This window comes from Sinomonas halotolerans, assembly GCF_039615075.1.
GTDB classification, from domain to species: Bacteria; Actinomycetota; Actinomycetes; order Actinomycetales; family Micrococcaceae; genus Sinomonas; species Sinomonas halotolerans.
On the sequence record NZ_JBDFRB010000017.1, the window covers coordinates 42,919 to 69,704 of the forward strand.

A 26,786-nucleotide genomic window follows, 5' to 3' on the forward strand; every position below is an offset into this window, starting at 1 on the left:
CCATGGCGACCATGCACAGCACCGCCCACCGCACTGCCGGCCCGGGATGGTGGCCCGCCGCGCTCACGGCCGCGTCCGCCCTCGCCGCGCTGGCCCTCGCCGCGCTCGGCAGCGGCGCCTTCGGCGGCACGCCCGTGCAGGACGCCGCGGGGGGCTACCTCTCGGCCACCGCCACCCCCCTCTCCCCCGCCACGCGGGCCTTCTCGATCTGGAGCGTCATCTACGCCGGCCTGCTCGCGTACGCGGTGTGGCAGCTGCTCCCCGCCGCCCGCCTCAGCCCGCGCCAGCGCGCCGTCCGGCCCTGGGCGGCGGCCTCGATGCTGCTCAACGCCGCGTGGCTGTGGGCCTCCCAGGCCGGGTCCCTCCCGCTCACCCTCATGGTGATGCTCGTGCTCCTCGCCGTGCTCTGCCGGCTGTTCGCCCTGCTCCTGGCCACACCTCCGGCGAGCCGGACCGAGCTGGTGCTCGCCGACGGCACGTTCGGCCTGTACCTGGGCTGGATCAGCGTCGCGACCGCGGCCAACACGGCGGCCGCGGCCGCTGCCGCGCTCGGCATCCGGCCCGGCGAACCCAGCCCGGCGCTCCCCGCAGGCATCCCTGCGGAGCCCGCCGCCGTCGTCGTGCTCGCCGTCGGCGCCGCAGTGGGAGTGGCCCTCGCGCTCACGGGCCGCGCGGCGCCGCTGCTCTCGATCGCGTGGGGCCTCGCGTGGATCGGGGTGGGGCGCCTGGCCGGCGAGCCGGCGATGCCCACCGTGGGCGCGGCCGCGTTCGCCGCCGCCGCCGTGGTGCTCGCCGCGGGCCTCGCCGTGCGCCTCCGCGGCGGACGCGCCCCGCTCGCGCACGGCCCCCGGAAGACCACGGCGGGGACGACGGCGTGAGCCGGCTCATCGCCGTCGCCGGCGCCACCGGGTACATCGGCGGGAGGCTCGTGCCCCGCCTCCTCGCCGAGGGGAACCGCGTGCGCGTGCTCACCCGGGACCCGTCCAGGCTGCGGGACCTCCCGTGGGGCGCCGACGTCGAGGCCGTCACGGGCAGCCTCGAGGACCCTGCCGCCGCCACAGCGCTGTGCGAGGGGGCCGGCGTCGTGTACTACCTCGTGCACTCGATGGGCGGAACGGGCCGGGACGACTTCCGGGAGCGCGAGCGGGCGTGCGCCGAGAACACCGCGCGGGCCGCGGAGGCCGCGGGCGTGGGCCGGATCGTGTACCTGAGCGGGCTCAACCCCGGCAGGGGCCTGAGCCGGCACCTCGCCTCCCGCGCCGAGGTGGGGCGGATCCTCCTCGGCTCCGGGGTGCCCACGGCCGTGCTGCAGGCGGGACTCGTCATCGGGTCCGGGTCGGCGAGCTTCGAGATGGTCCGGCACCTCACCGACGTGCTGCCGGTCATGCCCGCCCCGCGCTGGGTGCTCAACCGGGTCCAGCCCATCGCGGTGCGGGACGCCCTGCACTACCTCGAGGCCGCCGCGGACCTGCCCGCCCACGTCAACCGGACCTTCGACATCGGCGGTCCGGACGTGCTCACGTACGCCGCGATGATGCGCGGGTACGCCCGCGCCGCCGGGCTGCGGGAGCCCGCAATCCTCGCCCTGCCCGTGCTGACCCCGTGGCTCGCGGCGCAGTGGGTCAACCTCGTCACCCCTATCCCCCGCGCCCTGGCCGTGCCGCTCGTGGAGTCCCTCCAGAACGACTGCGTGGTGCAGGAGCACGGCATCGCGGCGTACATCCGCGAGCCCGAGGGCGGACTGACCTCCTATGAGGCCGCGGTGCGGCTCGCGCTCGGGAAGATCGAGCGCGGGGAGGTCGAGACGACCTGGGCGGGCTCCTCCGCCCTCGGCGCCCCGAGCGATCCGCTCCCGAGCGACCCCGCCTGGTCCGGCGCCACCGTGTACACCGACGAGCGCACGGCCGCGAGCCCCGCCGACCCCGCGAGGGTGTGGGACGTGGTCGAGGCGATCGGCGGGGAGAACGGGTGGTACTCGTTCCCGCTCGCGTGGGCCGCGCGCGGATGGATCGACAAGCTCGTGGGCGGGGTGGGGCTGCGGCGCGGCCGGCGGCACCCGCAGCGCCTGCACCTCGGGGACGCGCTGGACTGGTGGCGGGTCGAGGCGCTCGAGCCCGGGCGGCTGCTGCGGCTGCGCGCGGAGATGCGCGTGCCCGGGCGGGCCTGGCTCGAGATGACGGTGGAGCCGGACGGCCCCGGGAGCGTGTACCGGCAGCGGGCCGTCTTCCTGCCGCATGGCCTGGCCGGGCGGCTCTACTGGCTCGCCGTGCTGCCGTTCCACGGGATCGTGTTCAAGGGCATGGCCTCCCGGATCGTCGCCGCAGCCGAGAAGGGGGCAGCCAGCGTGGAGGAAGGGACCCGATGACCACGTTGCGGCGATCCGCCCGCTGGCTCCTGCCCGTGGGCCTCGTGGTGCTGTGGTTCGTCCTCGCGGGCCTCGGCGGGCCGACCTTCGGGAAGCTCTCCTCCGTCTCGAGCAACGACCAGGCCACGTTCCTCCCCGCAAGCGCGGAGTCCACGGAGGTGCGCGCCTGGCAGGAGGAGTTCACGGACTCCCAGGCCATCCCGGCGCTCGTCGTCGTCGAGAAGGCCGCCGGGGAAGACGGCGCGCTCTCCCGGACCGACCTCGCCGCCCTAGCCCCCCTCGCGGCCGAGCTCGGATCCGTGGAGGGCGTCGCCCCCGCCCCGGCCGGGGCGGGTGGCGGCGGGAGCAGCGTGGTGGGCCCCATCCCCTCCGAGGACGGGCGGGCGGTCCAGTTCGTGGTCCCGATCGCTGAGGGGGCCGAGGGCCTGCGCAGCGTCGTCGCCGAGCTGCGGGAGGTGGCCAAGGGTGTCCCCGACGGGTGGACGGCCTGGGTCACGGGCCCCGCCGGAATCACGGCGGACCTCGTCTCCGCGTTCGGCGGGATCGACGGCATCCTGCTGCTCGTCGCCGTCGGGGCGGTGTTCGTGATCCTCCTGCTCGTCTACCGCTCGGCGGTGCTGCCGTTCCTCGTGCTGTTCTCCGCGGTCGGGGCGCTGTGCGCGTCGGTCCTCGCCGTGTACTGGCTCGCCGCCGCGGGGTGGATCACCCTGAGCGGGCAGAGCCAGGGCATCCTGTCCATCCTCGTGATCGGCGCCGCGACCGACTACGCGCTCCTGCTCGTGGCGCGCTTCCGCGAGGCCCTGCACTCTGTGGAGTCCCGCTGGTCCGCCCTGTGGACCGCATGGCGCGGCTCCTTCGAGCCGATCCTCGCCTCTGCCGCCACGGTGATCCTCGCCCTCCTGTGCCTCCTGTTCTCCGACCTCAACTCCAACCGCAGCCTCGGCCCGATCGCCGCGGTCGGCATCGCCTTCTCCCTTCTCTCCGCGCTCACCTTCCTGCCCGCGCTGCTGGTCCTGTTCGGACGCGGCGTCTTCTGGCCGCTCCGCCCCCGGTTCGAGGGCGCGCACGCGCACACGGCGGTCCAGTCAGGGGCGCACGACGGCGCACGCCCGGGCCCGCGGCACTCGGCGGCGCCTGCGCGGGGCAGCGCCGGGACGGCCGGCGGTCCGGGACGTGCAGGAGGTGCCGGAACGGCGGACGCTGCTGGCGCGCGGGGCACTGCCGGGATTCCCGGCCTCGAGGGCGTCCGGGGCCTGTGGCGGGGGGTCGGCACCCTCGTGGCCCGGCGTCCGCGCCTCACGTGGATCGTGGCCCTCGTCCTCCTGGGCGCCGGCCTCGCGGGGCTCCCCCAGCTCAAGGCCCACGGTGTGGAGCAGACCGAACTCGTGCTCACGGCCACCGAGTCGGTGGAGGGCCAGGAGGTCCTCGCCCGCCACTTCGACGCCGGTTCCGGAAGCCCCGTGGTGGTCGTCGCCCGGGAGGATCGCGCCGCGGACGTCCTCGAAGAGGTGCGCGGCACCCCGGGCGTCGCGTCCGCCTCCCTGTACACGGGGGCCGGGTACACAGGTGCCGCACCGTCAGGCCCGGGCCAGCCCCCGGCCGCCGGCGGGGCCGACGTCGCCCCCGGCCCTCCCGCCGTCGTGCGCGAAGGACGCGTGCTCATCAACGCCGTCCTGGACTACCAGGCGGACTCTGCGGAGGCCGAGCAGGTGGTCAAGGAGCTCCGCGGCGCGCTCGATGCGGCGGACCCCGAGGCACTCGTGGGCGGGGTGACCGCGATCGCCCTCGACACGAACGAGACCGCCCAGGCGGACCTGGTGAAGATCATCCCGCTCGTGCTCGGCGTGATCCTCGTGGTCCTCATGCTCCTGCTGCGGTCCGTGCTCGCGCCCGTGCTGCTCATCGCCTCGGTGGTGGTCTCCTACGGCGCGGCGCTGGGCGTCTCTGCGCTCGTGTTCAACCACGTGCTCGGGTTCCCCGGCGCGGACGCGTCGGTGCCGCTGTTCGGCTTCGTGTTCCTCGTGGCCCTCGGGGTGGACTACAACATCTTCCTCATGACCCGCGTGCGCGAGGAGTCCCTGAAGATCGGCACGCGGCCGGGGATCCTGCGCGGGCTCGCGCTCACCGGCGGGGTCATCACGTCCGCCGGGATCGTGCTCGCGGCGACCTTCGCCGCGCTCGGCGTCATCCCCATCCTGTTCCTGGTCCAGCTCGCGTTCATCGTCGCGTTCGGGGTGCTGCTGGACACCGTGGTGGTGCGGTCGCTGCTCGTCCCGGCACTCGCGTACGACGCCGGGCCGGCCATCTGGTGGCCGTCCCGCCTCGCGCGGGGGTCCCGGTCGCGGGATGAAGATCGGGAAGGCGCGAAGGTGCCGGCATAAGGCCTGCCCGCCATCTGCCCGTACAAGCCGTGCGGAGCATTCAGCCCTGGTGGAGGTCTGCCGACGAGATCGGCTTGGGCGGATGGCCGGCTTCCTTGGTGAGGCGGTCGCGGGCGTTGTGTTCGACCAGAACCGGGACGTAGTCCCGAATGGGTCCGGTCATCTGGGCTGCTGCCTCGCTCACGGCCGAGGCGACGGCTTCGTCGTCGAGCTCGGGGAACCGGCCGGTCAGGCGGGACGTGACCCCGTCCAGAGCATCGGCTTCACTCTCGTGCATCCCCCAATCTTCCTCTCGTCGCGCCCGATCGCAACCCCGGATGCTCGCGACCACGTCCCGCCCCCGGCGCCGCCGTGACGCCGATGCTGGTGCACAAGACCGCATAACTCGAGACCGCGCGGAGCCGCGCACCGTCACACTGCGCCCGCGCGCTCGAAGGCGCGGCATGAGGAGCGCATGGTTACCATGCGGCCATGACTCTCGAGCGCTGGAGCCGTTTGTCCGAGTGGCCTCTGGTGGTGGCTGCGCTCCTTTTCCTGATGGCCTACTCGGTCCAGGTCGTCGCAGCCCCCAGTGGGGCGCAACTGGATTGGACCGAGGCCATTGTGTGGATCACGTGGGCAGTCTTCTTCGCCGACTATGCGGTCAAGCTGGCCCTCGCGCAGTCCCGGGCGCGCTGGTTCATGCGCAACCTGCACGAGCTGGCCATCCTCGCACTCCCCGCATTGCGGCCGCTGCGACTTCTCCGGCTCGTTCTGCTCCTGCGGGTCATGCACCGGACGGCAGGGAGCCGGCTGCGGGGCCGCATCGCCACGTTTGTCGCCGGAGCCGCTGTCATCCTGGCCTACTGCGGAGCCCTTGCGGTCCTGGATGCCGAGCAGAACGCTGAAGGAGCCAACATCACCTCCTTCGGAGACGCACTCTGGTGGGCCTTGGCCACTATCACCACGGTCGGATACGGCGATCACTACCCTGTCACCGTTGTCGGCCGGTTGGTCGCCGCTGGGCTCATGCTGTCGGGGATCGCTGTGCTGGGCGCCGTCACAGCCTCGATGGCCTCATGGCTCGTGGAGGCGGTGAGCCGGGAGACGGCAGCGGTCGTCGAGACCGGCAACGAGGAGATCGAGCACACCATGGCGCGCCTCACCGCCCACGTCGCCCGCCTCGAAGCCGAACTGGCCGAGAGGAATGGAAGCGGCGCCAGCGGATGACGGCTAGTGGGAGATCCTGTCGAGCAGCTTCGGCTGGGCGAGGTCTGCCCGGATGACCTTCCGCAGGACATCCGTGCTTGTTGCCGTCCCCGTCCTCTTCTTCACTTCTCGTCGGATGACGTCCAGCACGGGCTCGGAGAGGACGACCTCGAGCAGGAGCTCAGGCGCCGTGGCGGCACTGTGCCGCCACACGTCCTCGATCTGCCGGCGCTTGAGGGACTCATGGTGCAGGTAGAAGAGCCGTGATGCCTTGGTCTCGGCGGGCTCGGGACCGAGCAGGTCCACCTCGAGGGCGAGATCCACAACGATGGGAAGCCCGCCCGTGAGGTGGTAGACCTGCCAGATCTGACCGTTGGTGAGGACCATCCATTCGATGCCCTCATTCACCGCGTACATCTGCACCTGCCGCAGATGGCGCTCGTTGAGCTTCTGGCTGACGCGCTTCACCTCGATGAAGGCCACAAGCTGACGGTCGATGCGCACGCCGTAGTCTGCGAAATCCTGACGGACCATGTACTCCGTTGTCAGGTCCGCGTACTTGTCGTATCCAAGCCCCTCGCAGAGGAGATCGGTGATCAGGAGGCGGGTGTCCCCTTCGTTCGCATCGCGCTCCAGCAGCTCGCGCAAGGGACCGGCGAATTTCCGCACGGCGGCCAGAGTCTGCTCGCGCGCAGCTTCCTCCCAGCGAGGGATCTTCAGACGGGGTTTCACAGAGCCTGACTTTGTGGAGCCATCATCCTCAAGGGGCTGCGCCGCGCGGTGGGGCTCGCCGTTCTCAGCGCCAACAACCGCGGGGTGCGCGCGCTCCTCCTCGCCCGACGGCGCATCTTCCGCAAGGAGGGCTGCCGTACCGATCGCTTCCTCAGGGGACGGCTCCTGTCCAGCTGTCGTCACGGTCCCTCCGCCTTCGTCCCGCTCCGCGGCCGGCGACAGCGCAACAGGAACGGCGAGTTCTTCCGGGAGCTGCGAGTATGGGTCGACGACTCCCATGGAGGCTTGGGCCATGATCCAGCGGATGGTCTCAGCCCAGGACTTCACAGCGACGTGCTCAGCTCCCGGAGCCTCGACAGATCTGGTCACGGCAAGCACTTCCAGCACCTCGACTGTTGGCACTTCATGCCCGGCCGCCGCGGCGGCCTCTGCCCACCGCACCAACGCCGAGTACCGCGCTGAAGCCTTCGCCTCCATTGGATCCCCCAGTTCCAGCGGCTCCCTCGACCGCTCTGTGCAGACTCTAGCCAAGGCTCGGCGCTGGTGGGGAGGGTCCGGCGGCGCACGTCCGCGTCCAGTCCTGCGCCAATCCTGCGCGGAACACTAGTGCAAACGCGTGATTTCGGCGTGACAATGTCCCCAACGGGGCAATAGACCCGCAGGGGCGCGGAAGCGGCCCTCCCAAGAAGAGACGATGCAGTGCAACAAGGTCGGGGGACCTGCATGAGAGTCCTTGTAGCGGACGGCGATCCCGCATCGCTCCGCGCCCTCCGGTCCGCCATGGAGAGCGCCGGGCACGAATGCGCCACAGCGCGCGACGGAGATTCAGCCTGGGAGGCCTTCCTCGCGCAGTCCCCGCAGGTCGTCCTCGTGGCGGACGACCTCCCGCCCACGCAGGATGGACCTGACGGCGCCCCTGCACGGGACAGCAGCCCCGGAGAGGGCTACGGCCTCGCGCTGTGCCGCAGGATCCGCGCCCATGCGTCCTCCGGCCGGGCCTACGTCCTCGTCCTCGCCTCCCGCCCGGACGAGGACGAGCTGGCGGGGCTGCGGGCCGGCGCGGACGACTGCCTCACGAAGCCCGTCGACGCCGCGGCAATCCACAGCCGCCTCATGGTCGCGCACCGGGTCACGGCCCTGCACGCGGAGCTCTCGCGCTACCGGTCCGCCCTCTCGGACCGTGTCCGGACCGATCCCCTCACTGCGCTGAGCACGAGGCTCCGGCTGAGCGAGGACCTCTCGGTCCTGCTGGACCGCGGCCAGCGCTACGGCGAGCGCTTCGCGGTGGCGCTGTGCAGCGTCGACGGCTACGAGGACTACCGCGTGCGGACGGGCGAGGCGGCCGGGGACCGGGCCGTGCAGGCCGTGGCGCGGACCCTGACCGAGACCGTGCGCAGGAGCGACCTCGTGTACCGGTTCGGCGGCGCCGAGTTCGCCGTCGTGCTCCCCCAGCAGGCGTGGGCGGGGGCACTCGCGGCGATGGAACGCGTGCGGCGCAGCGTGCAGGCGCTGGGAATCGAGGACTCCGCCAGCCCGGACAGCGTGCTCACCCTGAGCGTTGGCATCTCCGTCTTCAGCCCCGCACGGCCCATCAGCGCGGAGGATCTCGTCGCAGAAGCCGACCAGGCCCACTCGCGTGCCCGGTCCGGCGGGACCAACAGCGTGGTCCTCGCCGAGCCGGACCAGAAGGTGGCCGCGAACGAGTGGTAGGGCGCGGACTCGAAGTGCTGGAGGGCCTGCCGGCCGCCGACTACGCTGAGCCACAACGCTCGGCGGGGAAGGACGCATGTGGAACCAGTGGAGATCCCAGGCGGCAAGGGGCGGATCGCCCTCCGCGCAGACGGAATCCTGCACCTCCAGTGGGACCAGCGCATCGTCGTGGAGGGCGCCGACGCGAGGGCGGCCATGGCCAAGGTCAACGAGATCTGCCAGGGCGCCCCGCATCCCATGCTCGTGGACATGGCGACCACGAGGTCCGTCACGCGCGAGGGACGGGCTGTCTTCTCCATCCCCTGCGACGCCTCCCGGATCGCCCTTCTCGGGTCCAGCCCGGTGGACCGGGTGATCGCGAACTTCTTCCTGGGAGTCCACACGCCGCCCTGCCCCACGCGGTTCTTCACCTCGCGCTCCGAGGCCACGGCCTGGCTCCTGGACGGGGCGGATGGAACCGGCGGCTGATGCGCCGGGCCCCCCGCCGGACCCTCGGCTGCAGGCGCTCGTCGACGCGATCCTGGTGCTCGCCTCGGGGGACCTGAGCGCGCGGGTGGAGCCCTCGGACGCCGGCGACGAGCTCGACGCCGTCATCACGGGCGTGAACCTCCTCGCCGAGGAGCTCGACCATGTCTACGCCGAGCTCGAGGACCGCGTCGAGGAGCGGACGGCGATGCTGCGGCGGACACAGGCCGAGCTCGAGGAGCTCGCCGTCACCGACGTGCTGACGGGCCTCCCCAACCGCTCTGCGCTCAAGGACACTGCGGTCCGCACCACCCGCGCGACCCACACGACCGCGGTCATCATGGTGGATCTGGACTCGTTCAAGGAGATCAACGACACCCTCGGGCACGACACCGGCGACCGCGTGCTCGTGGAGGTCTCGCGGAGGCTGCGCTCGACCGTCCGGGGGAGCGACGTCGTCGCCCGTCTGGGGGGCGACGAGTTCGCGATCCTCATCCGGGACACCACCGAGCAGGAGGCGATGCAGGTGGCCCGGCGCGCGCTCGAGTCGCTCCAGGACAACGTGTCGGTGGGCGGCGGTTCGGTGCGCGCCACCGCGAGCATCGGCGTGAGCGTGGGCCCTCCCGACTGGCCGCAACGCCTCCGCGATGCGGACATCGCGATGTACGAGGCCAAGTCGCGCGGCCGGAACAACGTGCAGGTGTTCAGGCCCGCCATGCTCGCCGCGACCACAGAGCGGGCCCGGACCGCGGCCGAACTGCGCACCGCGCTGCAGAACGCCGAGCTGGAGCTCGTGTACCAGCCGATCATCGCCCTCGCCACGGGCGAGGCGATCGGGGTCGAGGCGCTCGTGCGCTGGAACCACCCCACGCGGGGCGTCGTGATGCCCGGCGCCTTCATCCCCATCGCCGAGGAGATGGGCCTCATCGTGGACCTCGGCCGCTCGGTCCTCGAGCAGGCGATCGCCCAGATGCGGGCCTGGATGGACGAGGCCCCCCAACTGCCTGCGTTCACCGTGCACGTGAACCTCTCGGCAACCGAGCTGCGCCGACCGGGCCTCGACCGGGACATCCGCACGTGCCTCGATGCGCATGGGGTGGACCCGAGCCGTCTGGTCCTCGAGATCACCGAGACGGTGCTCATGACGCGCGGCAGCGAGGAGGCGCGGGTGCTGCGCCGCCTGCGGAGGCTCGGGATCCAGCTGCAGATCGACGACTTCGGCACGGGATACTCGTCCATCAGCTACCTCCGCGACCTTCCGGCCCAGACGGTCAAGGTGGACCAGTCCCTCATCAGCACAATCGACTCGGATGCCGCGCAGGCCCAGTTCGTCGAGGCGGTCCTGCACCTCATCACCTCCGCCGGGCTCAGCGCCGTCGTCGAGGGTGTCGAGACCGCGCGGCAGGCGGAGCTGCTCCGGCGCATGGACTGCGCCTACGCACAGGGCTACTTCTTCAGCCGGCCGGTTGCCCCGGACCGTGTCCTCGGCCTCCTGGCGGGTTTCCCGGCGGCACGCGGCTAGTCTTTGCGCATGCGAAGGCACGCCGGCCGGATCCGGCTCCTGCCGGTGGTCCTCCGGCTGGCCTCGCACGCGCCCCGGAACCGGGCTGACGCATGGGAGCAGTACTGGCGCACGGTCCCGGCCGGCGAAGTCCTCTGGGACGGGTCGCCGAAGGCGGAGGGCGCGCAGTACGAAGAGCTCGTCCGCCGCCACCTCGATCCCGGGCTCCCCGTCCTCGATGTGGGCTGCGGCAACGGGACTTGGACCCGCTGGCTCGCGGAGCGGTTCCCGGAGGCCGTGGGCATCGACCAGTCCGCGAGCGCCGTGGAGCAGGCCGCCCGCGAGGCGTCCGGCGTGCCGAACGCGGCGTTCGGCGTCCTCGATGCCCTTGATGACGGCGCGGGCGGTGCCTTGCGGGAACGGGTGGGCGAGGCCAACGTGTTCGTCCGCGGCGTCTTCCATGTCCTCAGACCCGGTGCGCGGAGGACTCTGGCGGCGAACCTGCGTGAGGCGGTGGGCAGCCGGGGCCGCGTCCTCCTCACGGAGACCAACTTCCGCGGCTCCGGCCTGGCCTACCTCGAGCACCTCGGCGCGACCGCCCGCCACATCCCCGGACCCCTGCGGAAGGCGATCGAGACGCTTCCGCAGCCCGGCCACTTCGGACCGCGCGAGCTGCGCAGGGCCTTCCCGGCCTCGGACTGGACCCTGCTCGAGGAGACCGAGGTCGTCATCGGGACCGTCCCCCTGGCAGAGCCGGGGGTGCCGGGAGTGCCGGCGGAGATCCCGGGCTACTGCGCCGTCCTCGCGGCCCGCTGACCCGCGCGGCGGGCCGTCCGCACCGGACCGGTCAGTCCTCCGTCTGCTTGGCCCAGAGGTTCACGCCGGCCTCGACCGCGTCCCGGTCGATCATCGCGAGCTCCTCCTCGGTCAGGGGCGGGCCGGCGAGCGCGTCGAGATTCGTGTCGAGCTGCTCGACGCTCGAGGCGCCGATGACTGCCGAGGTGACGCGCGGGTCCCGCAGCGCCCACTGCAGCGCGAGCTGCGCGAGCTTCTGCCCGCGGGCGGCGGCGATCTCGTTGAGCCGGCGCACGTGGCCGAGGGTACGGTCGTCGAGGTGGTCCGCCTTGATCGTCGACGACGAGCGCGCCGCGCGCGAGTCGGCCGGCACGCCGTCGAGGTAGCGGTCCGTCAGCACGCCCTGGGCGAGCGCGGTGAAGACGATGCAGCCCATGCCCTGCGCGTCGAGCTCGTCGAGGAGGTCTTCTTCGATCCACCGGTTGAGCATCGAGTAGGAGGGCTGGTGGATGAGCAGCGGCGTGCCGAGGTCCCGGGCGATCTGCGCGGCCTCGAGGGTCTTCGCCGCCGAGTACGAGGAGATGCCGACGTAGAGCGCGCGGCCCGAGCGGACGGCCGTGTCGAGGGCCATCATGGTCTCCTCGACGGGCGTCTCGGGATCGAACCGGTGGCTGTAGAAGATGTCCACGTAGTCCAGCCCGAGCCGCTTGAGGGACTGGTCCAGGCTCGCGAGCACGTACTTCCGCGACCCGCCGCCCTGGCCGTACGGGCCAGGCCACATGTCCCAGCCTGCCTTGGTGGAGATGACGAGCTCGTCACGGTAGGGCACGAAGTCGTCGCGCAGGTACCGGCCCATGTTCTCCTCGGCGCGCCCGTACGGCGGGCCGTAGTTGTTGGCGAGGTCGAAGTGGGTCACGCCCCGGTCGAAGGCGCGGCGAAGGATGGCGCGCTGCGTCTCCTCGGGCCGGTCCGTGCCGAAGTTCTGCCACAGGCCCAGCGAGAGCGCGGGCAGCTTGAGCCCGCTGCGGCCCGTGAAGCGGTACTCCATACGCTCGTAGCGGTCATCGGCGGCGGTGTAGGCCATGGTGCTCCTTCGGCAGTGTGCGTACGACGGCGGGGTGCCCGGTCCAGCCTACGGCCCACCGTGCCGGTTCCCCGCCAGAGCGGGAGGCCGCCCGCTCACCCGGGTGGCCCGGCCACCGAGTGCCAGGCGTCGGCGATGAGGGCGGCCCCGAAGACGACGAGGGAGAGCGCGCCAGAGCCCAGCCCGTCCGTGAGCCAGTGGTAGCCGAGGTAGAGCCGGGCTCCCGTCTCCGCCACGATGACGGCGAGCGCGAGGAGCGTGGACATCAGCGCCCTGAGGAGGGTGAAGGCCCGGGAGACGATGAGGTATTCCCCGACGAGCATGAAGTCCGCCGTGGCGGTGATGTGCCCGGACGGGAAGGACGAGGTGGGGTCGTGGCCCAGGAGCATGATCTCCTCAGGCGGCCGGGGCCGGTTCACCACCCGCGTGAGCAGCTGGACGAGGACAAGCCCGAGCAGCATTGCCCCCGCCAGCAGGACCGGCCTCCACGCCCATCTGGCCTTGCGGGCCCACAGCCCGCACACCACCACCACGATCACGGGCATGGCCACGGGCCCGAACACGGTGGCGAGCACCACCGCGAGGACGGTGGCGGCTTCCGAGCGGTGCTCCACGAACCACGCGGTGACTGCCGGATCGAGGCTCGCGAGCCCCGTGGACCCCTGGACGTCCGCGACGATCCTGAGGAAGAGGAAGGCGCCGGCCGCCATGAGGGCTGCGCCTCCTGCGTAGAGCCCGCGGCGGTAGGACGGCGGGATCTCCCATTCCGTCCGGGCCAGCTTGGTGCGCAGCGCCTGCCGGACGCTGCGGCGCCGGTGCCCCTCGACTCCCACCGTCATGACGGCTTCCTCCTGCTTCCGGACGATCGCACGCGCCCCTGTCGATTCCCCTTACCCCGTGGGCCGCACGGACTCACCCGGAGACCAGTCCTCACGGCTCCCCCTGCCCCGGGCCGGGGTTGCTCAGCTGGGCGAGCGGCCCGGTGACCCGGACTGCCCGAGCCGTGCCGGCGAGGGCACGCGCCATGAGGGATGCCGACGGTCCTCCGCCAATGACGAGGGCCACTGTGGCCGTGGTGGCCGGCCCGTCGAGGGCCACGACGCGCGCTCCGGGCGGCGGCGGAAGCGTACGCAGCCAGGACGAAGGGAGGATGCTGGCCCAGCACCCGGTGCCCACGTGCGCCATGAGCGTCACGACCGAGTCGGCCTCGAGCCGCGGCACGGCGCCGAGGCCCCGTGCGGCGAAGGCGTCGTCCACCACCTGCCGCCCCTGCATCCCGGAGCTCAGGAGGCACAGCGGGAGCTCGGCCGCGTCCGCCCAGTCGAGGCGCTCGGGCGGATCGGGGAGCAGGTCGCTGCCGGCCACGAGCACCTGCCGCTCCTCGTAGAGCGGCAGCACCGCGAGGCCCTCGGTATCGAGGCCGTCCGGGTGGACGAGTCCGGCGTCGAGCTCGAAGGCCCGGATCCGCTGCGCGATCTCCGCGGAGCGCAGGCTCGTCTCGAGGCGCACGGACGCGAGCGGGTGGTCCGCGCAGAACGGGTCGCTGAGGAGCGCCACCGTGCCCGCCGCGGCGGGTACGACGCCGAGCCGGAGTTCCCCGGTGAGCCCCGTCCTGAGGGAGGCGGCCTCGTCCTTGAGGGCGTCATGGTCGGCGAGGAGGCGGCGCGCCCGCGCGACCAGCCGTTCGCCCTCGGGCGTGAGCCCCTCGAAGGCGCGGCCCCGGCGCACGAGGGGGACATCGAGCTCGTGCTCGAGCTTGCGGATCGCCTCGGACAGAGTGGGCTGGGAGACGTAGCACGCGGCGGCCGCCCGGGCGAAGTGCTTCTCCCGCGCCAAGGCCACGAAGTACTCGAGTTGGCGGAACAGCATGGGCCATTCCACCACGGCGAGGACCGCCGCCGCCCCTCACGATAGGCCGCGCCGATCATGCGGTCGGAACTTCCGCTTGGACGGCGCCGGGAAAGGTGCGGGACAGTTGCAGGCGATCGACCCCAGGAGAGCCAGTGCCCCAGACCGTCCCGCCCGGCCCCCCATCCCACCGGCCCCCATCCCACCGGCTCCCGTCCCGCAGGGGCGACTGGCAGCACGCGGGGCGCGTTGCGCTCGGGCTCGCCGTCCCGGGCGCGGCGCTCATGCTCGCGGGCCGCCCGGACCTCATCATCTACGCGGTCTTCGGCTCGTTCACCGGCATGTACGGTCGCGGTGAGACGCGTCTGGCCCGTCTGCGCCATCAGGCGTGCGGGGGTGCCGTCATCATGGCCGGCGCCTCGATCGGGATCACCTTAGCGGCGGTAGACGCGGGGCCCTGGGTCCTCGTGGCGTGCGCCTCCCTCTTCGCGGGTGCCGCCGGCGTGGTGGCGGACGGCCTCGGTCTCAGGCCCCAGGGGCCCTTCTTCGCGGTCTTCGCCCTCGGGGCGCTCGCCACGGTCCCCGCGGGCCGTGTCGCGCCGGTGACGGCGGCGCTCCTCTGCGCGGCGACGGCGCTGTTCTCGCTGCTCCTCGGCCTTCTGGGCAGGGCCGACGCGACGGCCCGGCACGGCCCGGACCCTGTGCCGGGCAGGCTCGCGCTGGCGTCGGCACACGCGGTCCGCTACGCCGCCGCGGCGGCGGCGGCCGGTGCCGCCGGGGTCGTGCTAGGCGTGGACCACGCGAACTGGGCGATCGCCTCCGCGATCGTCCCGCTCTCGGCCACCGATCCGGGCCGCCACCTCCGCCCCGGGCTCGCGAGCGTGGCCCGCCGCGGCGCGCACCGCGTCGTGGGGAGCCTGGCCGGCCTCGTGGTGGCGGGAGCGCTGTTCGACGCAGGGGTCGACGGCGGCCCCGCGGCTCTGACGGTGATGGCGCTGCTGTTCCCCACGGAGCTGTTCATGGCGCGCAACTACGGCCTCGCCCTGGGCTTCTTCACGCCCCTCATCCTCATGATGACGCAGCTGGCGGCGCCCTCCGAGCCCCGCTCGCTCGTCGCGTTCAGGGCCGTGGACACGGTGCTCGGGGTGGCCGCCGGGGTGCTCGTCGCGGCACTCGCCTCGGCGCTCGCCTCGGCACAGCAGCGCACGACGCCGAAGCCGGCGTCCCTATACGGCCCCGCCCGGGTGCCGCGCGGCTAGGCCCCGCCGCGGACCTCGACCCAGACGGGCCCCGCGCTCGTCGCCGCGCGCGAGACCGGCGCGAGCGAGCCGTCCTGTCCGATCCTGTAGGCGGTCACGTGGGAGGAGCCCTCGCCCGCCACGAGCAGGAACCGCCCCGAGGGGTCGAGGGCGGCTCCGCAGGGCTGCGCCTCGGTCTCGGTGCGCGAGAGGTACCCGAGCCGGCCGTCCGCACCGACCGCGAAGGCCGCGACCGTGCCCGTGGACCGCTCGGTCGTGTAGAGGAAGCGGCAGTCCGGCGTGAGGCGCAGGTCGGCTGCCCACACGACCCCGGGGCCGGGATCGGGCGTCTCCGCCGAGCGGACCGGGCCCGGCTCGAGCCCGAGGCCCTCCACGGCGGAGACCCGCTCGAGGAGCTCCAGCTCCCCGCTCCCGGCGTCCCGGGCGTAGACCGCGATCTCCCCCGTCCGCTCGTGGACCACATAGGCCCTGTCGCCCGCGGCATTGAGCCGCAGGTACCTCGGACCCGAGCCCGGCGCGGCGGCGACGGACCCACCCGGGGCCGCAGCGCCGTCGTCCGCCTGCGGTGAAGCTTCCAGCGCAGACTCAACCAGAGCCTCCCGGGCGGGGAACCAGCTGAGGCGGTCGTCGCCGAGGGCCGTCGCGTAGAGGAAGCGGCCGTCCGGGCTCACGGCGGCGCAGTGCGTGTTGCGGCCCGTGGCGAAGGTGCGCGCGGGCCCGGCCGAGAGGCCCGGCACCGGCACGAGGTCGAGCCGGCCCTCGCCGTAGGACGCGCTGAACAGGCCGCGCCCGGCCGGGTCCGGCACGATGAAGCAGGACGAGGCCGGCAGCGGGACGTCCTCGCGCACCCTCCCGGCGCCGCGGCCGTCCACGGTGAGCACGACGACTCGCGGCCGGCCCTCGTTGCACGCCGCGTAGAGCGTGGTCCCGGCGGGGGATGCCCCGGGGGATGCCCCGCGGGCTTCCCCGCCAGGCGCGAACGCGAGGGCCGAGGCCCCGCCGAGCCCGTCGACCGTGGCGAGCGGCTCGAGCTGCCCGGTCGTCGGGTCGAGGGCGAGGGTGTCGACGGCGCCGGCTCCCGGGCAGGCGATCGCGAGGAGCGTGCGGGGCTCGGTCATGGCAGGGCCTTCCGTTGTGCGGCTGCTTCCGCCTCAGTGCTACCCCTCCGCGCACGGTGCAACCCCTCCCCCTCCCCACCCCAACCCACCCCAACCCCCCCGCGCTCCCCCTCCCGCTCCCCCTCCCCACGCTCCCTCCCCCGTGCTCCCCCTCCCCGCGAATTGTTGGGTTGAGCAGGGTGGCACGCCCTCGCACCGTGCTCAACCCAACAATTGCGCGGGGGGCGGAGGGGACGGGTGCCGCGACCGGCTACCTCAGCACGCCCGCCGCGCGCACCACGGCCTCGGTCACCTCGTCGAGGCCCGGGGAGTCGAGGGTCCAGGCCTGCCAGTACAGTTCGAGGTCCTCGTTCCAGCCCGCATCCAGCTCCACGAGCTCCCCGTCCGGGTCCTGCAGGTCCGGCACCATCCCCCAACCGAGGCCAGCGTGCACCGCCTCGACGTACTGCACCGAGTCGGGGATGAAGTGCTGGGGCGGCGCTGCGTCCGGTGCCACGCGCGCGAGGAGCGCCAGCTGGTGGCTGTCCTTGCGGTCGTACTGCATGACCGGCGCCGCGGCGAGCGCGGCGGGGGTCGGCCCGTCCGGGAACCAGCGCGCGATGAACTCCGCCGAGGCCTTCGCCCGGTACACCATGGTCCCGAGCGGCCGCACGCGGCAGCCCTGCACCGGCCGCGGGTCCGCGGTCACGGCGCCCACGGCGTCCCCCGAGCGCAGCAGGTCCGCGGTCGCGTGCTCGTCGTCGCGGAGGAGCTCGACGGCGATCCTCCCTCCCAGCCCCACCTCGCGGAGAGCGCGGGGCAGCCACGTGGCGATCGAGTCCGCGTTCGCGACGATGGGGACCCGGAGCCTCTCGGTGAGGGGCCCGCCCGGGCGGGTTCCGGCGTCGTCCGCGTCCTGGGCCCCGCGAAGCGCGAGCAGCGCTTCATCGGCGAGCAGGAGGAGCTGGCGGGCCGAGCGCAGGAGCCGCTCGCCCGCGGGCGTGGGGACCACGGGCTTGAGCCGGCGCACGAGGACGCTGCCCACGCTGCGTTCGAGCGCCTTGATGCGCTGGCTCACCGCGGACGGGGTGATGCGGAGCTCGTAGGCGGCGGCCTCGAAGGTCTCGTGGTCCACCACGGCGGCGAGGGCGCGGAGCTGCTCCAGATCCATGAAGCAATCCTAATGCAGCTGCAGAAAAGGTTAGTTGCCCTTCAGGTCTCGTCTCCGTACCGTCGAGGCATGACCCCCTTCCTGACCGGCTTCGGAGCGAGCCTCGGCCTCATCGTGGCGATCGGCGCGCAGAACGCGTTCGTGCTGCGCCAAGGCATCAAGCGCGTGTGGGTGCTGCCCGTGGTGCTCGTGTGCGCGGCGAGCGATGCGGCGCTCATCTTCGCGGGCGTGGCCGGGATCGGGGCGCTGCTCGAGGCGGCGCCCGGGGTCCTCGAGGTGATCCGCTGGGCGGGCGTGGCGTTCCTCGCCGCCTATGCGGTGTTCGCGGCCAAGCGGGCCGTCCGCCCGGGCGCCCTCACCGCGGCCGAGGCCGGCGGGAACGGGACGCTGCTCTCCGTCCTCGGGACCGTCCTCGCCATCACGTGGCTCAACCCGCACGTCTACCTGGACACGCTCGTGCTGCTCGGGTCGCTCGCCAACGCGCAGGGCGACGGGCGGTGGCTCTTCGGGCTCGGCGCCGTGACCGCGAGCGCGCTGTGGTTCCCGCTCCTCGGCTTCGGGGCCCGCTCGCTCACGGGGTTCTTCGCTCGGCCGGCCTCGTGGCGCGCGCTGGACGGGGGCGTGGCCCTGCTCATGGCGGGCCTCGCGGTCATGCTCGCGTTCGGCGGGTAGCGGCCCGCGCCCCGGCGGCCCGAGACCGTCCACTCGCGGCCCGCACCCCCGCCCCCGGCGGCCCGAGGCCGCGCGCGCCCGCGGCCCGCCGAGCCGAGCTGGAAGTGACAGGCCGCGTGGGGCGCCTGTCCGTACACTCGCTCCCATGTCATGCCGCATCAGCGAACTGGTCCTCAACTGCGCCGATCCCGAACTGCTCGCGGCGTTCTGGAGCGACGTCCTCGGGTATGTGGAGCTGGACAGGGAGGACGGTGCGATCGAGATCGGCCCGCCCGAGGGGTTCGGCGGGCTGCAGCCCACCCTCATCCTGAGCCCCAGCACGGACCCGCGGACCGGGCGGCTCCCGCTGCACATCGACGTGAACCCGGTGGACCGCGACCAGGACGCCGAGCTGGAGCGGCTGCTCGCCTTGGGCGCCCGCCCGGCGGACGTGGGACAGACCGGCAGCGAGTCCTGGCATGTCCTCGCCGACCCGGAGGGCAACGAGTTCTGCCTCCTGCGCAGGCGGCTGGACGCCTCCTGACTGCCCGCACCGGTGCTCAGCGCCCTCGCGCACGAGGCTGCCCGGCCACCGGGTGCTATCCGGTCCAGCGCCGAGCCTTCGAAGCCGAAGGGCGTGCCTATCTACACAACTCAGGGCTGTATCGGGTGGTTCAGGCCCGTTCCAGGACCTGAGTTGTGTCGTTGGGCACCGTATCCCCTGCTCAGCGACCCGCGCGCCGCGGCAGGAGGAGAAGGCTCGCGGCCGCCGCGAAGCACAGCACGGCTGCGGACATCCACGCGGGCAGGTACGTACCGGACACCTCGCGGCCCCACCCGGCCAGGAACGCGCCCACGCCCGCGCCGACCATGTGGGACGCGAACACCCACCCGAACACCACCGAGGACCGCTCGAGCCCGAAGTGCTCCCGGCACAGCGCCACGGTGGGCGGCACGGTCGCAACCCAGTCGGGCCCGTAGAACACGATGAAGATCCACAGCGCCGGCTCCACGTCCGGCCCCAGCAGCGCGTTGACGGTCAGGAGCGAGGCTCCGCGCAGCCCGTAGTAGGCCACGAGCAGGATCCACGGCCGGACCCGGTCCGTCAGCCAGCCGGACGCGATGGTCCCGATGACGTCGAACACCCCGATGAGCGCGAGCAGCCCGGACGCCGTGGTCGCGGGCATCCCGTGGTCGTGCGCGGCGGGGATGAAGTGGGTCTGCATGAGCCCGTTGGTGCTCCAGCCGCACACCCAGAAGGTGAACACGAGGATCCAGAACGCCCGCTTCCGCACGGACCCGCGCAGCACCGCGATTGCCTCGGCGGCGGCATTGCGGCGCACGACGCCGACCGTCACCTCGGCCGTCGCGGTCGCCGCCGGCCGTGGTGCCTGCCCGGGGGATGCTCCGCCGGCCGCCGGTGCGCCGGCCCCAGGCGGGAGGTCGGCGTCGTCCGCCACCGGGTCCGCTCCGTACGGCTCGAGTCCCACCTCGGAGGGGCGGTTCGCGAACGGCCAGCCGAGCAGGGGCACGATCGCGAGGGCGAACACAGCCACGAGCAGCGCGGCGGTACGCCAGCCCTCGTGGCCCGCCAGGTGCACCACTGCGGGAAGGAAGATGAGCTGCCCGCACGCATTCGCCGCGGAGAACAGGCCCATCACGAGCCCGCGCCGCTTCACGAACCACCGGTTCGCCACCACGGCCCCGAACACGAGTGCCATCATGCCGGTGCCGACGCCGATGAGCACGCCCCAGAGCAGCCATAGGTGCCACGCCTCGGTCATGAGCACGGTGAGCCCGCTCCCGAGCGCAACCATGACGAGCGCGCAGGCGATCACGGCGCGCAGCTGGAAGCGTTCCATGAGCACGGCAGCGAAGGGCGCCACGAGCCCATAGATGACGAGGTTCGCGGTCACGGCCGTGGAGGTCTGCGCGCGGCTCCAGCCGAACTCGCCCTCGAGCGGCTCGAACAGCGCACCGGTCGTGGAGCGGAACGCGGCCGCGGCGAGGAGCGCGAGCAGCGTGACGCCCGCGACGAGCCACGCACGGTGCAGGCGGGGGCGCTGCAGGCGGGGACGGGGAGCCTGCTCGGTCTGGGTCACGGGCACGTGCATGGCGGGGAAGGGCTCTTTCTCTGGGCGTCCACCCAGAGTAGGCGCGGCCGGGGCACGGGCCCCATGGCCAATCGGGCGACTCTGGCCTGCTGGGTCGCCATGGCCCGCGAGAAGAAGGGCCGCCCGGGCCTGCGGTTCCCCTCAGGCGGACTGGCCTGGATAGGCGGACTGGACCTGCAGCCGGGCTCGCAGATGCGGCGGTGACCTTCGGCCCTGACGAGGCAGCGTGGGGCAGCGGACACTGGGAGCACGCCCGGGGCTGCAGGGCCGAGCGGCTGGCGAGGCTCTTTCGGTCGCCGTCTGCACGCGGTGCAGCGCGTATCGGGCAGGCCTGCGATGAGGGCAGGAGGATGCCGAGATGGGAAGGCATGAGGTGGACCCCGGGTCCAGGATCGGGCTCGGAGTGCGGATCGACGTCTACGGGTCCGAGAGCGTCCGGTGGCTCGACGGCAACGGCCCACGCCCGGCTCGCCGCTACCTCGGCGAATGCCGGCATCCCAGCATCCACGTCGTGGCATGGGGCTGGGACTTCAGGCATTACGAGCTTGCCCAGTGCAACAACGCCGCGTGCCTGTCCAGGGCCTGGGTGGACCAGGACGCGAACGCCACGACGCAGTGGATGGAAGAAGCGGGCAGGGAGGGGCCGGGTCCCCGTTGCACCTGAAGCGTTCGGCGTCAGTGCCGTCGCGGCGCTTGGCCCTCGCCCAACTCGAGGATGCCCTTGAGGGCGTCGAGGTCCGCCTGGACCGCGGCCGCGTCCGCGGCGAACGCCTCGTCCGTGACGCCGTCCTCGCGGCGGAGGTGGAACACGGCGAGGCTGTGGGGGCCGTCGGCGAGGATCCGGAACTGGTTGAGCACCACGGTGCCGTCCGGGAGGGTGACCTCGTGGTCGAGGATCCCGGCCTCCCGGTCCCCCACGAACCGGACCTCCACAGCCCCCATCGGGGAGTCGGCGAGCCAGCGGCCCCCCTCCTCGCGGATGCCGGCGGCGAGGCCCGCGGCCCACCGGGGGAGGTTGCCGGGGCTGCCGGCGAACGCGGCGACCGCGCGCGGGGACAGGGCGATCGGGACGCTCAGGTGGCGGAACTCGGACACGCACCAAGGGTACGCGCGGCGGTCTGGACAGGCAGCCCGGGCGCCATGGGAACGTGGAGGCGAGGTCCCGGCGTCGTGCGCAAAGCGTGACCAAAGTGCCATGGACGGCACGGCCGGCGGGCACCATAATCCGCATATGGGGCCACTCATGAGGGCACTCGGCAGGCTCGCCGCCCTGTTCGGGGTGAGCGCGCTGTGCGGGGTGCTGGTCACGGGGCTCCTGGCGCCGATCACGGTCTCGGTCTGGGGCGCGGCGCACGGCTCGGCGGAGTTCTTCGACAGCCTGCCGGGCGAGCTCGAGGAGACCCCGCAGGCGCTCGTGACGAAGGTGCTCGCGGCCGACGGCTCGCTCATCACCACCCTCTACACCGAGAACCGCACGCCGGTGCCGCTGGCGAAGATGTCCCCGCACATCAGGGACGCGATCGTCGCCGTCGAGGACTACCGCTTCCTGGACCACGGGGGCGTCGACCTGCAGGGGATCGTGCGCGCGGCGGTCGCGAACGCACGCGGGGGCAGCCGTCAGGGCGCCTCAACCATCACCCAGCAGTACGTGGCGAACGTGCTCAAGGAGAACCTCCTAGCGGAGGGCGAGAACGTCAACGTGGTGCTCAACGGTGAGAAGAGCCTCGGGGACAAGCTCCGTGAGGCGAAGCTCGCCATCGCGGTGGAGAAGAACTACTCGAAGGAGCAGATCCTCGAGGGCTACCTCAACATCGTGTTCTTCCACCGCAACGCCTACGGCATCCAGGCCGCGAGCCGCTACTTCTTCTCGGTGGACGCCAAGGCCCTCACCCTCCCGCAGGCGGCGCTGCTGGCGGGGCTGGTCAACGGGCCCTCGCTCTTCGACCCGATCACCCGGCCGGAGAACTCCGTTGCACGCCGGAACCTCGTGCTCGATGCGATGCTCCGGCACGGCTACATCACGCCCAAGGAGCACGCCGCCGCCGTCGCGACGCCGCTCAAGCTCAAGGTCTCGCCCCCGCACCAGGGCTGCGCGTACGCGGCGCAGGCCCCGTACTTCTGCGACTACGCCGTCAACGTGGTCCTCAACGACCCGGCCTACGGCGCCACGCGGGACGAACGCGAGCAGCGCCTCTCCCGCGCAGGCCTGACGATCCGCACCACCCTCGACCCGCGCCTCCAGCGTCCCGCCCAGGCACAGGTGGACTCCACCGCGGGGAAGAACCCGGACAGGTGGGGGGCCGCCCTCGTCACCGTCCAGCCGGGCACGGGCAGGGTCCTGGCGATGGCGCAGAACACGCGCATGCTCAAGGGCCAGGGCCTCGGGTTCGTCACGACGTACAACTTCAACGTGGACCGCACCGATGCCCAGGGGAACCCGCTCGGCGGAGCGGGCGGCATGCAGCCGGGCTCCGCGCTCAAGCCCGTGACGCTCACGGCGTGGCTCAACGAGGGGAAGCCCACCAACCGGATCGTGGACGCCTCGAGGCGCCGCTACCCCCTCAACCATCCATGGCGCTCCACGTGCGGGCGCGTCACCGGGGCCTTCGACAGCACCACGGTCCCGCTCGGCACCGCCCCGGACCTGCAGAACAACGACCCCGGGTGGTACCGGCCCATGCCGGTGCGGGAGGGCGTCTACCAGTCCATCAACACCGCCACGTTCGCCTCGGCGGCTGGCCTGGACGACTTCTGCAGCATCCAGCGGGCCGCGGACGCCCTGGGCCTGCACGACGGCGAGGGCCGCGGCCGCAAGCTGGACCTCTCGGTGATCGGCAACCTCCTCGGCGGCGCGAATGTCTCCCCTCTGACCATGGCCTCGGGCTTCGCCGTGTTCGCCTCGAACGGGACGCACTGCCAGCCGATCGTCGTCACGGAGGTCCGCGACGCGAGCGGCCGGGTGATCGGCGGGCAGAAGACACAGTGCCGCCAGGCGGTCTCCTCGGGCGTGGCCCGGGCGGTGACGAATGTGCTCGAGGACGTCCTCGTGAAGGGCTCGGGCTACCACATCAAGGACCCTGCAGGGGAGACCATCCGTCTGGGCGTCCCGGCGGCGGCGAAGACCGGCACCAACCAGTTCAACAGCTCCACGTGGGTCATGGGGTACACGCGGGGGCTCGTGACGGCCTCCTTCTTCGGGGAGGCGCTGCGGAACCCCGAGGAGCACCTCGGGCGCAACGTCGTGGTGAACGGGCGCTTCTGGGAGACGGTCGACGGCGCCTACATCGCCGGCCCGCAGTGGGCCTTCTACATGCAGAAGGTGCTGCGGTTCTTCGACCACGGCGCCTTCGATCCTCCCCCGCCCGAGCTCATCGGCGGCACCCCGCCCCCGCCGGCGCCCGTCTACCCCCTGCCCGGGAACGGGTCCACGGCGACGCCCCCGCAGACGGGGGCACCGGCGTCGGGCGCCCCCTCCGCGCCGCGCGCCTCCCCGGCTCCCGGCTCCCCCGGGCCCTCCCCCTGAACGGCGGCCGGACGCCCGGCCGGACGTCCCGCCGGGCGGCTGGCTGAACCGCCTGGTTGACGCCCATCCCGCTCCCCCGGCGCGTCGCCCTCCAGCCCCGGCTAGGCTTGATGGGGCTTGGGCGGAGACGGAAGGCGAAGCGTGACCGGGATCGGAACAGGGTTCGGAACAGGGATCGGGACGGGGCTCGAGAGCACCGTGGTGGGCGGACGGTACCGCCTGCTGGCGGTGGCCGGGCAGGGCGGAATGGCCACGGTGTACCGGGCGCAGGACGAGGTCCTGGGCCGTGACGTGGCGGTCAAGACGTTCCGCGCCCAGAGCGCGGACCCGCTGCACGCGCAGCGCCGCCGCGCCGAGATGGAGGTGCTCGCGCGCCTCTCGCACCCGGGGCTCGTGCGCCTCTACGACGCCGGGGCGGACCTCCGCGAGGACGGCTCCAGCGAGGTCGCGTACCTCGTGATGGAGTTCGTGGACGGCTCGGACCTGGGCGGGTGCCTCGCGCACGGCCCGCTCGCGCACGACGACGTCCACCACCTCGCGCTCGACCTCGCTTCCGCGCTCGCGTACGTGCACGGCCTGGGGATCGTGCACCGGGACATCAAGCCTGCGAACGTCCTGGTCCCCGGCGGCGTGCCGGGCGGGCGCGAGAGCGCGAAGCTCACGGACTTCGGCATTGCCCGCCTCGCGGACAGCGCGCGGATGACCGAGGCGAACATGACGATCGGCACCGCGAACTACCTCAGCCCCGAGCAGGCGCGCGGCGAGGACGTGGGGACGGCCTCGGACGTGTACTCGCTCGGGCTCGTCCTCCTTGAATGCCTCACGGGGCATATGGCGTTCGAGGGCACCCCGATCGAGTCCGCCGTGGCGCGGCTCGAGCGGGACCCGCACGTGCCCGCGGAGCTGGGCGCCCTGTGGGAGCCGCTGCTGCGGGCCATGACAGCGCGGGACGCCGCCGCACGGCCGGGCGCCGCCGAGGTCGTGGGCGTGCTGCGCGGTGAGACCCCCGCCAGTGCGCTGCTCGCCGGCGGGCTGGCCGGTGCCGGCGGGCTGGCCGCCGGAGCTGCCGGAGTCCCGACCGCCGCGACCCAGGCGATCTCCCCGGCCACGCAGGCCCTGCCGGTCATGCCCGCCCACGAGCCGGGCCAGGCCCGCACGGCGCAGACCGCCGCCTGGACGTCCGCCGAGGGCGGTCCGGGCTCCCGCCGCTCGCCGCTCATGGCGGAGCTCGAGCACCTCGAGCCGGAGGAGGACGAGGAGCCGCCGGCCACCCGCCGGCGTCGTCCGGGCGAGCGCGCCGCCGCGCAGGGCCGGATGCGGCGGCTCACGTGGATCGTGGCGGGCGCGCTGGCCGCGATCCTTGTGCTCGCCATCGCGGTGAGCCTCGTCTCCGCGGCGTTCCAGCCCCGCCAGAGCGCGCCCGAGGAGACCGCGCCGCAGGAAGCGGCCACGGAGGCACCCGCCGAGCCGGCGCCCGAGCCGAGCCCGGTCGAGACCCCGCAGCTCGATCCGGAGGCCGCGAAGCAGGCCGAGCGGGCCGCCCAGCAGGCAGCCGAGGAGGCCACGAAGGCGGCCGAGGACGCTGCGAAGAAGGCCCTCGAGGACGCCAAGCGCGCGTGGCGGGACGCCAACAAGGGCGCCGACGACTGACCCCTTCCGTTTCGGGTACAGCATTCCGGCGCCGCCTTCGGGGCGCACCATGGGTTTGCGAAGATCGGCGTGTGGTCGCCTGTTGCCTGATCGCGGGGCCGGTCGGATCCTGAGGGGGTCGGTCGTGGTCAGAGCCCGGTTTCATCTGTGGTGCTTCGTGCCCGCAGTACAGCATGGGAGCGGAGGGTTCCACACGGGACTGTGGATTGGTGCTTCGAGCCCGAGTGTCAGAATTCTGAGTTTCCCCTGCCCTCCCCACGGCGGACCTGTCGTATGGGAAGGAGTGGGACGATGGAACTCATTCACCCGCGGTGCGCTGGGATCGACATCTCCAAGCGCGATGCGAAGGTGTGCGTGCGGATCGCCGGATCGGGACGGTCCAAGGCGGTCGAGACCGTCACGACCTGGTCGTCGATGAGTGGGCAGATCCTCGCCCTCCGGGATCATCTGGTTGCCGAGGGAGTGACCTGCGTGGTGATGGAGGCAACAGGAGACTACTGGAAGCCGTTCTACTACCTGCTCGAGGACGCTGGCCTCGGGCTGATGCTGGTGAATGCGCGACATGCCCGGAGTCTGCCGGGGCGCAAGACCGATGTCGCGGACGCGACCTGGCTCGCGCAGCTGGGCGCCCATGGGCTCGTGACCGGCTCATTCGTCCCGCCCGCGCCGATCCGCCAACTGCGCGACCTGACCCGCACCCGGACGGCCATCACCCGCGAGCGGACCCGCGAGGTCCAACGACTGGAGAAGCTGCTCGAGGACGCTGGGATCAAGCTCTCCTCGGTTGCCTCTGAGACTCTGGGCGTCTCGAGCAGGGCCATGCTCGAGGCGCTGATCGCCGGCGAACGCGACCCAGCGGCCCTCGCGGGCCTGGCGCGCGGGCGGCTCCGGGCCAAGATCCCTGCCCTGACCGATGCCCTCACCGGCCGCTTCACCGAGCACCACGCGTTCCTGGCCCGTGTCCATCTGGACCTCATCGACCGCCACAGCGCCGCCCTGGAGCAGCTCACCGAACGGATCCAGGACCTCATGGAGCCCTTTCGCCCCTTCCACGACCTGATCTGCACCATCCCCGGGATCAGCACGGTGACCGCAGACATCATCGTCGCCGAGACCGGGGCGGACATGAGCCGCTTCCCCACCCCCGACCATCTCGCCTCCTGGGCCGGGACCGCGCCCGGCCAGAACGAGTCCGCCGGAAGGGTCAAGTCCAGCCGCACCCGCCCCGGAAACCCCCACCTCCAAGGTGCCC

The 26,786-nt window shown here is 72.8% G+C and carries 24 protein-coding genes; 15 read left to right on the forward strand and 9 right to left on the reverse strand.

Translation table 11 applies throughout. From position 1 onward, the window contains the following. Positions 1–2 precede the first annotated feature (2 nt). From ABCQ75_RS14535 to ABCQ75_RS14545, 3 genes are read left to right on the forward strand one after another with little or no spacing between them, the layout of a single operon-like run. Positions 3–878 (forward strand): tryptophan-rich sensory protein, encoded by an 876-nt coding sequence (locus ABCQ75_RS14535; RefSeq protein ID WP_345886279.1) that lies wholly within the window; start codon positions 3–5, stop codon positions 876–878. Continuing rightward, a complete protein-coding gene (locus tag ABCQ75_RS14540) occupies positions 875–2,365 on the forward strand; it encodes an SDR family oxidoreductase (protein WP_345886280.1) in 1,491 nt (496 codons plus the stop codon). The genes ABCQ75_RS14535 and ABCQ75_RS14540 overlap by 4 nt, the downstream gene beginning before the upstream one ends. After that, positions 2,362–4,746, forward strand: a complete 2,385-nt coding sequence (locus ABCQ75_RS14545) for an MMPL family transporter (RefSeq protein ID WP_345886281.1) — start codon at positions 2,362–2,364, stop codon at positions 4,744–4,746. Before ABCQ75_RS14540 ends, ABCQ75_RS14545 begins: the two co-directional genes overlap by 4 nt. A 40-nt stretch (positions 4,747–4,786) precedes the next feature. Here the strand turns inward: ABCQ75_RS14545 and ABCQ75_RS14550 are convergent, their stop codons facing one another. Continuing rightward, complete coding sequence (locus tag ABCQ75_RS14550) at positions 4,787–5,023, reverse strand: three-helix bundle dimerization domain-containing protein (RefSeq protein ID WP_345886283.1); 237 nt, start codon at positions 5,021–5,023, stop codon at positions 4,787–4,789. 194 nt (positions 5,024–5,217) lie between these two features. Between ABCQ75_RS14550 and ABCQ75_RS14555 the strand changes: the two genes are divergently transcribed. After that, a complete protein-coding gene (locus ABCQ75_RS14555; RefSeq protein ID WP_345886285.1) occupies positions 5,218–5,955 on the forward strand; it encodes a potassium channel family protein in 738 nt (245 codons plus the stop codon). Positions 5,956–5,958: 3 nt separating this feature from the next. Here ABCQ75_RS14555 and ABCQ75_RS14560 read toward each other — a convergent pair whose 3' ends face one another. After that, positions 5,959–7,143 carry a type I restriction enzyme HsdR N-terminal domain-containing protein gene (locus ABCQ75_RS14560; RefSeq protein ID WP_345886287.1) on the reverse strand — a complete coding sequence of 395 codons (1,185 nt, stop codon included), beginning with the start codon at positions 7,141–7,143 and terminating at the stop codon, positions 5,959–5,961. 246 nt (positions 7,144–7,389) lie between these two features. On the opposite strand from ABCQ75_RS14560, the gene ABCQ75_RS14565 reads away from it, so the two are divergent. From ABCQ75_RS14565 to ABCQ75_RS14580, 4 genes are all read left to right on the forward strand, one after another. Continuing rightward, positions 7,390–8,376 carry a GGDEF domain-containing response regulator gene (locus ABCQ75_RS14565; RefSeq protein ID WP_345886288.1) on the forward strand — a complete coding sequence of 329 codons (987 nt, stop codon included), beginning with the start codon at positions 7,390–7,392 and terminating at the stop codon, positions 8,374–8,376. A gap of 78 nt (positions 8,377–8,454) precedes the next feature. Next, positions 8,455–8,844 carry a DUF7793 family protein gene (locus tag ABCQ75_RS14570; RefSeq protein WP_345886290.1) on the forward strand — a complete coding sequence of 130 codons (390 nt, stop codon included), beginning with the start codon at positions 8,455–8,457 and terminating at the stop codon, positions 8,842–8,844. Next, positions 8,828–10,363, forward strand: a complete 1,536-nt coding sequence (locus ABCQ75_RS14575) for a putative bifunctional diguanylate cyclase/phosphodiesterase (protein ID WP_345886291.1) — start codon at positions 8,828–8,830, stop codon at positions 10,361–10,363. The genes ABCQ75_RS14570 and ABCQ75_RS14575 overlap by 17 nt, the downstream gene beginning before the upstream one ends. A gap of 9 nt (positions 10,364–10,372) precedes the next feature. Continuing rightward, a complete protein-coding gene (locus tag ABCQ75_RS14580) occupies positions 10,373–11,158 on the forward strand; it encodes a class I SAM-dependent methyltransferase (RefSeq protein ID WP_345886292.1) in 786 nt (261 codons plus the stop codon). Positions 11,159–11,189: 31 nt separating this feature from the next. On the opposite strand, the gene mgrA is transcribed toward ABCQ75_RS14580, so the two are convergent. The 3 genes from mgrA to ABCQ75_RS14595 all read right to left on the reverse strand — a co-directional run bounded on the left by mgrA (position 11,190) and on the right by ABCQ75_RS14595 (position 14,090). Next, positions 11,190–12,221, reverse strand: a complete 1,032-nt coding sequence (mgrA, locus tag ABCQ75_RS14585; protein ID WP_345886293.1) for an L-glyceraldehyde 3-phosphate reductase — start codon at positions 12,219–12,221, stop codon at positions 11,190–11,192. Positions 12,222–12,316: 95 nt separating this feature from the next. Further along, positions 12,317–13,060 carry a phosphatase PAP2 family protein gene (locus tag ABCQ75_RS14590; protein WP_345886294.1) on the reverse strand — a complete coding sequence of 248 codons (744 nt, stop codon included), beginning with the start codon at positions 13,058–13,060 and terminating at the stop codon, positions 12,317–12,319. Positions 13,061–13,151: 91 nt separating this feature from the next. Then, complete coding sequence (locus ABCQ75_RS14595; protein WP_345886296.1) at positions 13,152–14,090, reverse strand: LysR family transcriptional regulator; 939 nt, start codon at positions 14,088–14,090, stop codon at positions 13,152–13,154. A gap of 134 nt (positions 14,091–14,224) precedes the next feature. On the opposite strand from ABCQ75_RS14595, the gene ABCQ75_RS14600 reads away from it, so the two are divergent. Then, entirely contained in the window at positions 14,225–15,328 is a 1,104-nt protein-coding gene (locus ABCQ75_RS14600) for an FUSC family protein (RefSeq protein ID WP_345886298.1), read from the forward strand. On the opposite strand, the gene ABCQ75_RS14605 is transcribed toward ABCQ75_RS14600, so the two are convergent. Beyond that, entirely contained in the window at positions 15,325–16,446 is a 1,122-nt protein-coding gene (locus ABCQ75_RS14605) for a lactonase family protein (RefSeq protein WP_345886299.1), read from the reverse strand. The genes ABCQ75_RS14600 and ABCQ75_RS14605 overlap by 4 nt on opposite strands. A gap of 250 nt (positions 16,447–16,696) precedes the next feature. Continuing rightward, the gene (locus ABCQ75_RS14610; protein ID WP_345886301.1) at positions 16,697–17,596 is read right to left on the reverse strand and encodes an ArgP/LysG family DNA-binding transcriptional regulator; all 900 of its coding nucleotides are present in this window, start codon (positions 17,594–17,596) and stop codon (positions 16,697–16,699) included. A 69-nt stretch (positions 17,597–17,665) separates the two neighbouring features. Between ABCQ75_RS14610 and ABCQ75_RS14615 the strand changes: the two genes are divergently transcribed. Then, positions 17,666–18,268 carry a LysE/ArgO family amino acid transporter gene (locus ABCQ75_RS14615; protein ID WP_345886302.1) on the forward strand — a complete coding sequence of 201 codons (603 nt, stop codon included), beginning with the start codon at positions 17,666–17,668 and terminating at the stop codon, positions 18,266–18,268. A gap of 145 nt (positions 18,269–18,413) precedes the next feature. Continuing rightward, entirely contained in the window at positions 18,414–18,791 is a 378-nt protein-coding gene (locus ABCQ75_RS14620; RefSeq protein WP_345886303.1) for a VOC family protein, read from the forward strand. 181 nt (positions 18,792–18,972) lie between these two features. Here ABCQ75_RS14620 and ABCQ75_RS14625 read toward each other — a convergent pair whose 3' ends face one another. Next, positions 18,973–20,349 (reverse strand): MFS transporter, encoded by a 1,377-nt coding sequence (locus ABCQ75_RS14625; RefSeq protein ID WP_345886304.1) that lies wholly within the window; start codon positions 20,347–20,349, stop codon positions 18,973–18,975. Positions 20,350–20,719: 370 nt separating this feature from the next. Between ABCQ75_RS14625 and ABCQ75_RS14630 the strand changes: the two genes are divergently transcribed. Continuing rightward, entirely contained in the window at positions 20,720–21,025 is a 306-nt protein-coding gene (locus ABCQ75_RS14630; protein ID WP_345886306.1) for a hypothetical protein, read from the forward strand. Between the two features lie 11 nt (positions 21,026–21,036). Here the strand turns inward: ABCQ75_RS14630 and ABCQ75_RS14635 are convergent, their stop codons facing one another. After that, a complete protein-coding gene (locus tag ABCQ75_RS14635) occupies positions 21,037–21,456 on the reverse strand; it encodes an SRPBCC family protein (protein ID WP_345886308.1) in 420 nt (139 codons plus the stop codon). A 148-nt stretch (positions 21,457–21,604) separates the two neighbouring features. Here ABCQ75_RS14635 and ABCQ75_RS14640 point away from each other — a divergent pair, with 148 nt between their 5' ends. From ABCQ75_RS14640 to ABCQ75_RS14650, 3 genes are all read left to right on the forward strand, one after another. Next, positions 21,605–23,884 (forward strand): transglycosylase domain-containing protein, encoded by a 2,280-nt coding sequence (locus ABCQ75_RS14640; RefSeq protein WP_345886309.1) that lies wholly within the window; start codon positions 21,605–21,607, stop codon positions 23,882–23,884. A gap of 141 nt (positions 23,885–24,025) precedes the next feature. After that, positions 24,026–25,534 (forward strand): serine/threonine-protein kinase, encoded by a 1,509-nt coding sequence (locus tag ABCQ75_RS14645; protein WP_345886310.1) that lies wholly within the window; start codon positions 24,026–24,028, stop codon positions 25,532–25,534. A 291-nt stretch (positions 25,535–25,825) separates the two neighbouring features. Continuing rightward, positions 25,826–26,786: IS110 family RNA-guided transposase (locus ABCQ75_RS14650; protein WP_345886312.1), on the forward strand; the 961-nt coding region annotated here is incomplete at its 3' end.

Coding starts and splice junctions, on each gene's coding strand:
- ABCQ75_RS14535 (WP_345886279.1), top strand. CDS start 3: ATGGCGACCATGCACAGCACCGCCCACCGCACTGCCGGCCCGGGATGG.
- ABCQ75_RS14545 (WP_345886281.1), top strand. CDS start 2,362: ATGACCACGTTGCGGCGATCCGCCCGCTGGCTCCTGCCCGTGGGCCTC.
- ABCQ75_RS14550 (WP_345886283.1), bottom strand. CDS start 5,023: ATGCACGAGAGTGAAGCCGATGCTCTGGACGGGGTCACGTCCCGCCTG.
- ABCQ75_RS14555 (WP_345886285.1), top strand. CDS start 5,218: ATGACTCTCGAGCGCTGGAGCCGTTTGTCCGAGTGGCCTCTGGTGGTG.
- ABCQ75_RS14560 (WP_345886287.1), bottom strand. CDS start 7,143: ATGGAGGCGAAGGCTTCAGCGCGGTACTCGGCGTTGGTGCGGTGGGCA.
- ABCQ75_RS14565 (WP_345886288.1), top strand. CDS start 7,390: ATGAGAGTCCTTGTAGCGGACGGCGATCCCGCATCGCTCCGCGCCCTC.
- ABCQ75_RS14575 (WP_345886291.1), top strand. CDS start 8,828: ATGGAACCGGCGGCTGATGCGCCGGGCCCCCCGCCGGACCCTCGGCTG.
- ABCQ75_RS14580 (WP_345886292.1), top strand. CDS start 10,373: ATGCGAAGGCACGCCGGCCGGATCCGGCTCCTGCCGGTGGTCCTCCGG.
- mgrA (WP_345886293.1), bottom strand. CDS start 12,221: ATGGCCTACACCGCCGCCGATGACCGCTACGAGCGTATGGAGTACCGC.
- ABCQ75_RS14590 (WP_345886294.1), bottom strand. CDS start 13,060: ATGACGGTGGGAGTCGAGGGGCACCGGCGCCGCAGCGTCCGGCAGGCG.
- ABCQ75_RS14595 (WP_345886296.1), bottom strand. CDS start 14,090: ATGCTGTTCCGCCAACTCGAGTACTTCGTGGCCTTGGCGCGGGAGAAG.
- ABCQ75_RS14605 (WP_345886299.1), bottom strand. CDS start 16,446: ATGACCGAGCCCCGCACGCTCCTCGCGATCGCCTGCCCGGGAGCCGGC.
- ABCQ75_RS14610 (WP_345886301.1), bottom strand. CDS start 17,596: ATGGATCTGGAGCAGCTCCGCGCCCTCGCCGCCGTGGTGGACCACGAG.
- ABCQ75_RS14615 (WP_345886302.1), top strand. CDS start 17,666: ATGACCCCCTTCCTGACCGGCTTCGGAGCGAGCCTCGGCCTCATCGTG.
- ABCQ75_RS14620 (WP_345886303.1), top strand. CDS start 18,414: ATGTCATGCCGCATCAGCGAACTGGTCCTCAACTGCGCCGATCCCGAA.
- ABCQ75_RS14630 (WP_345886306.1), top strand. CDS start 20,720: ATGGGAAGGCATGAGGTGGACCCCGGGTCCAGGATCGGGCTCGGAGTG.
- ABCQ75_RS14640 (WP_345886309.1), top strand. CDS start 21,605: ATGAGGGCACTCGGCAGGCTCGCCGCCCTGTTCGGGGTGAGCGCGCTG.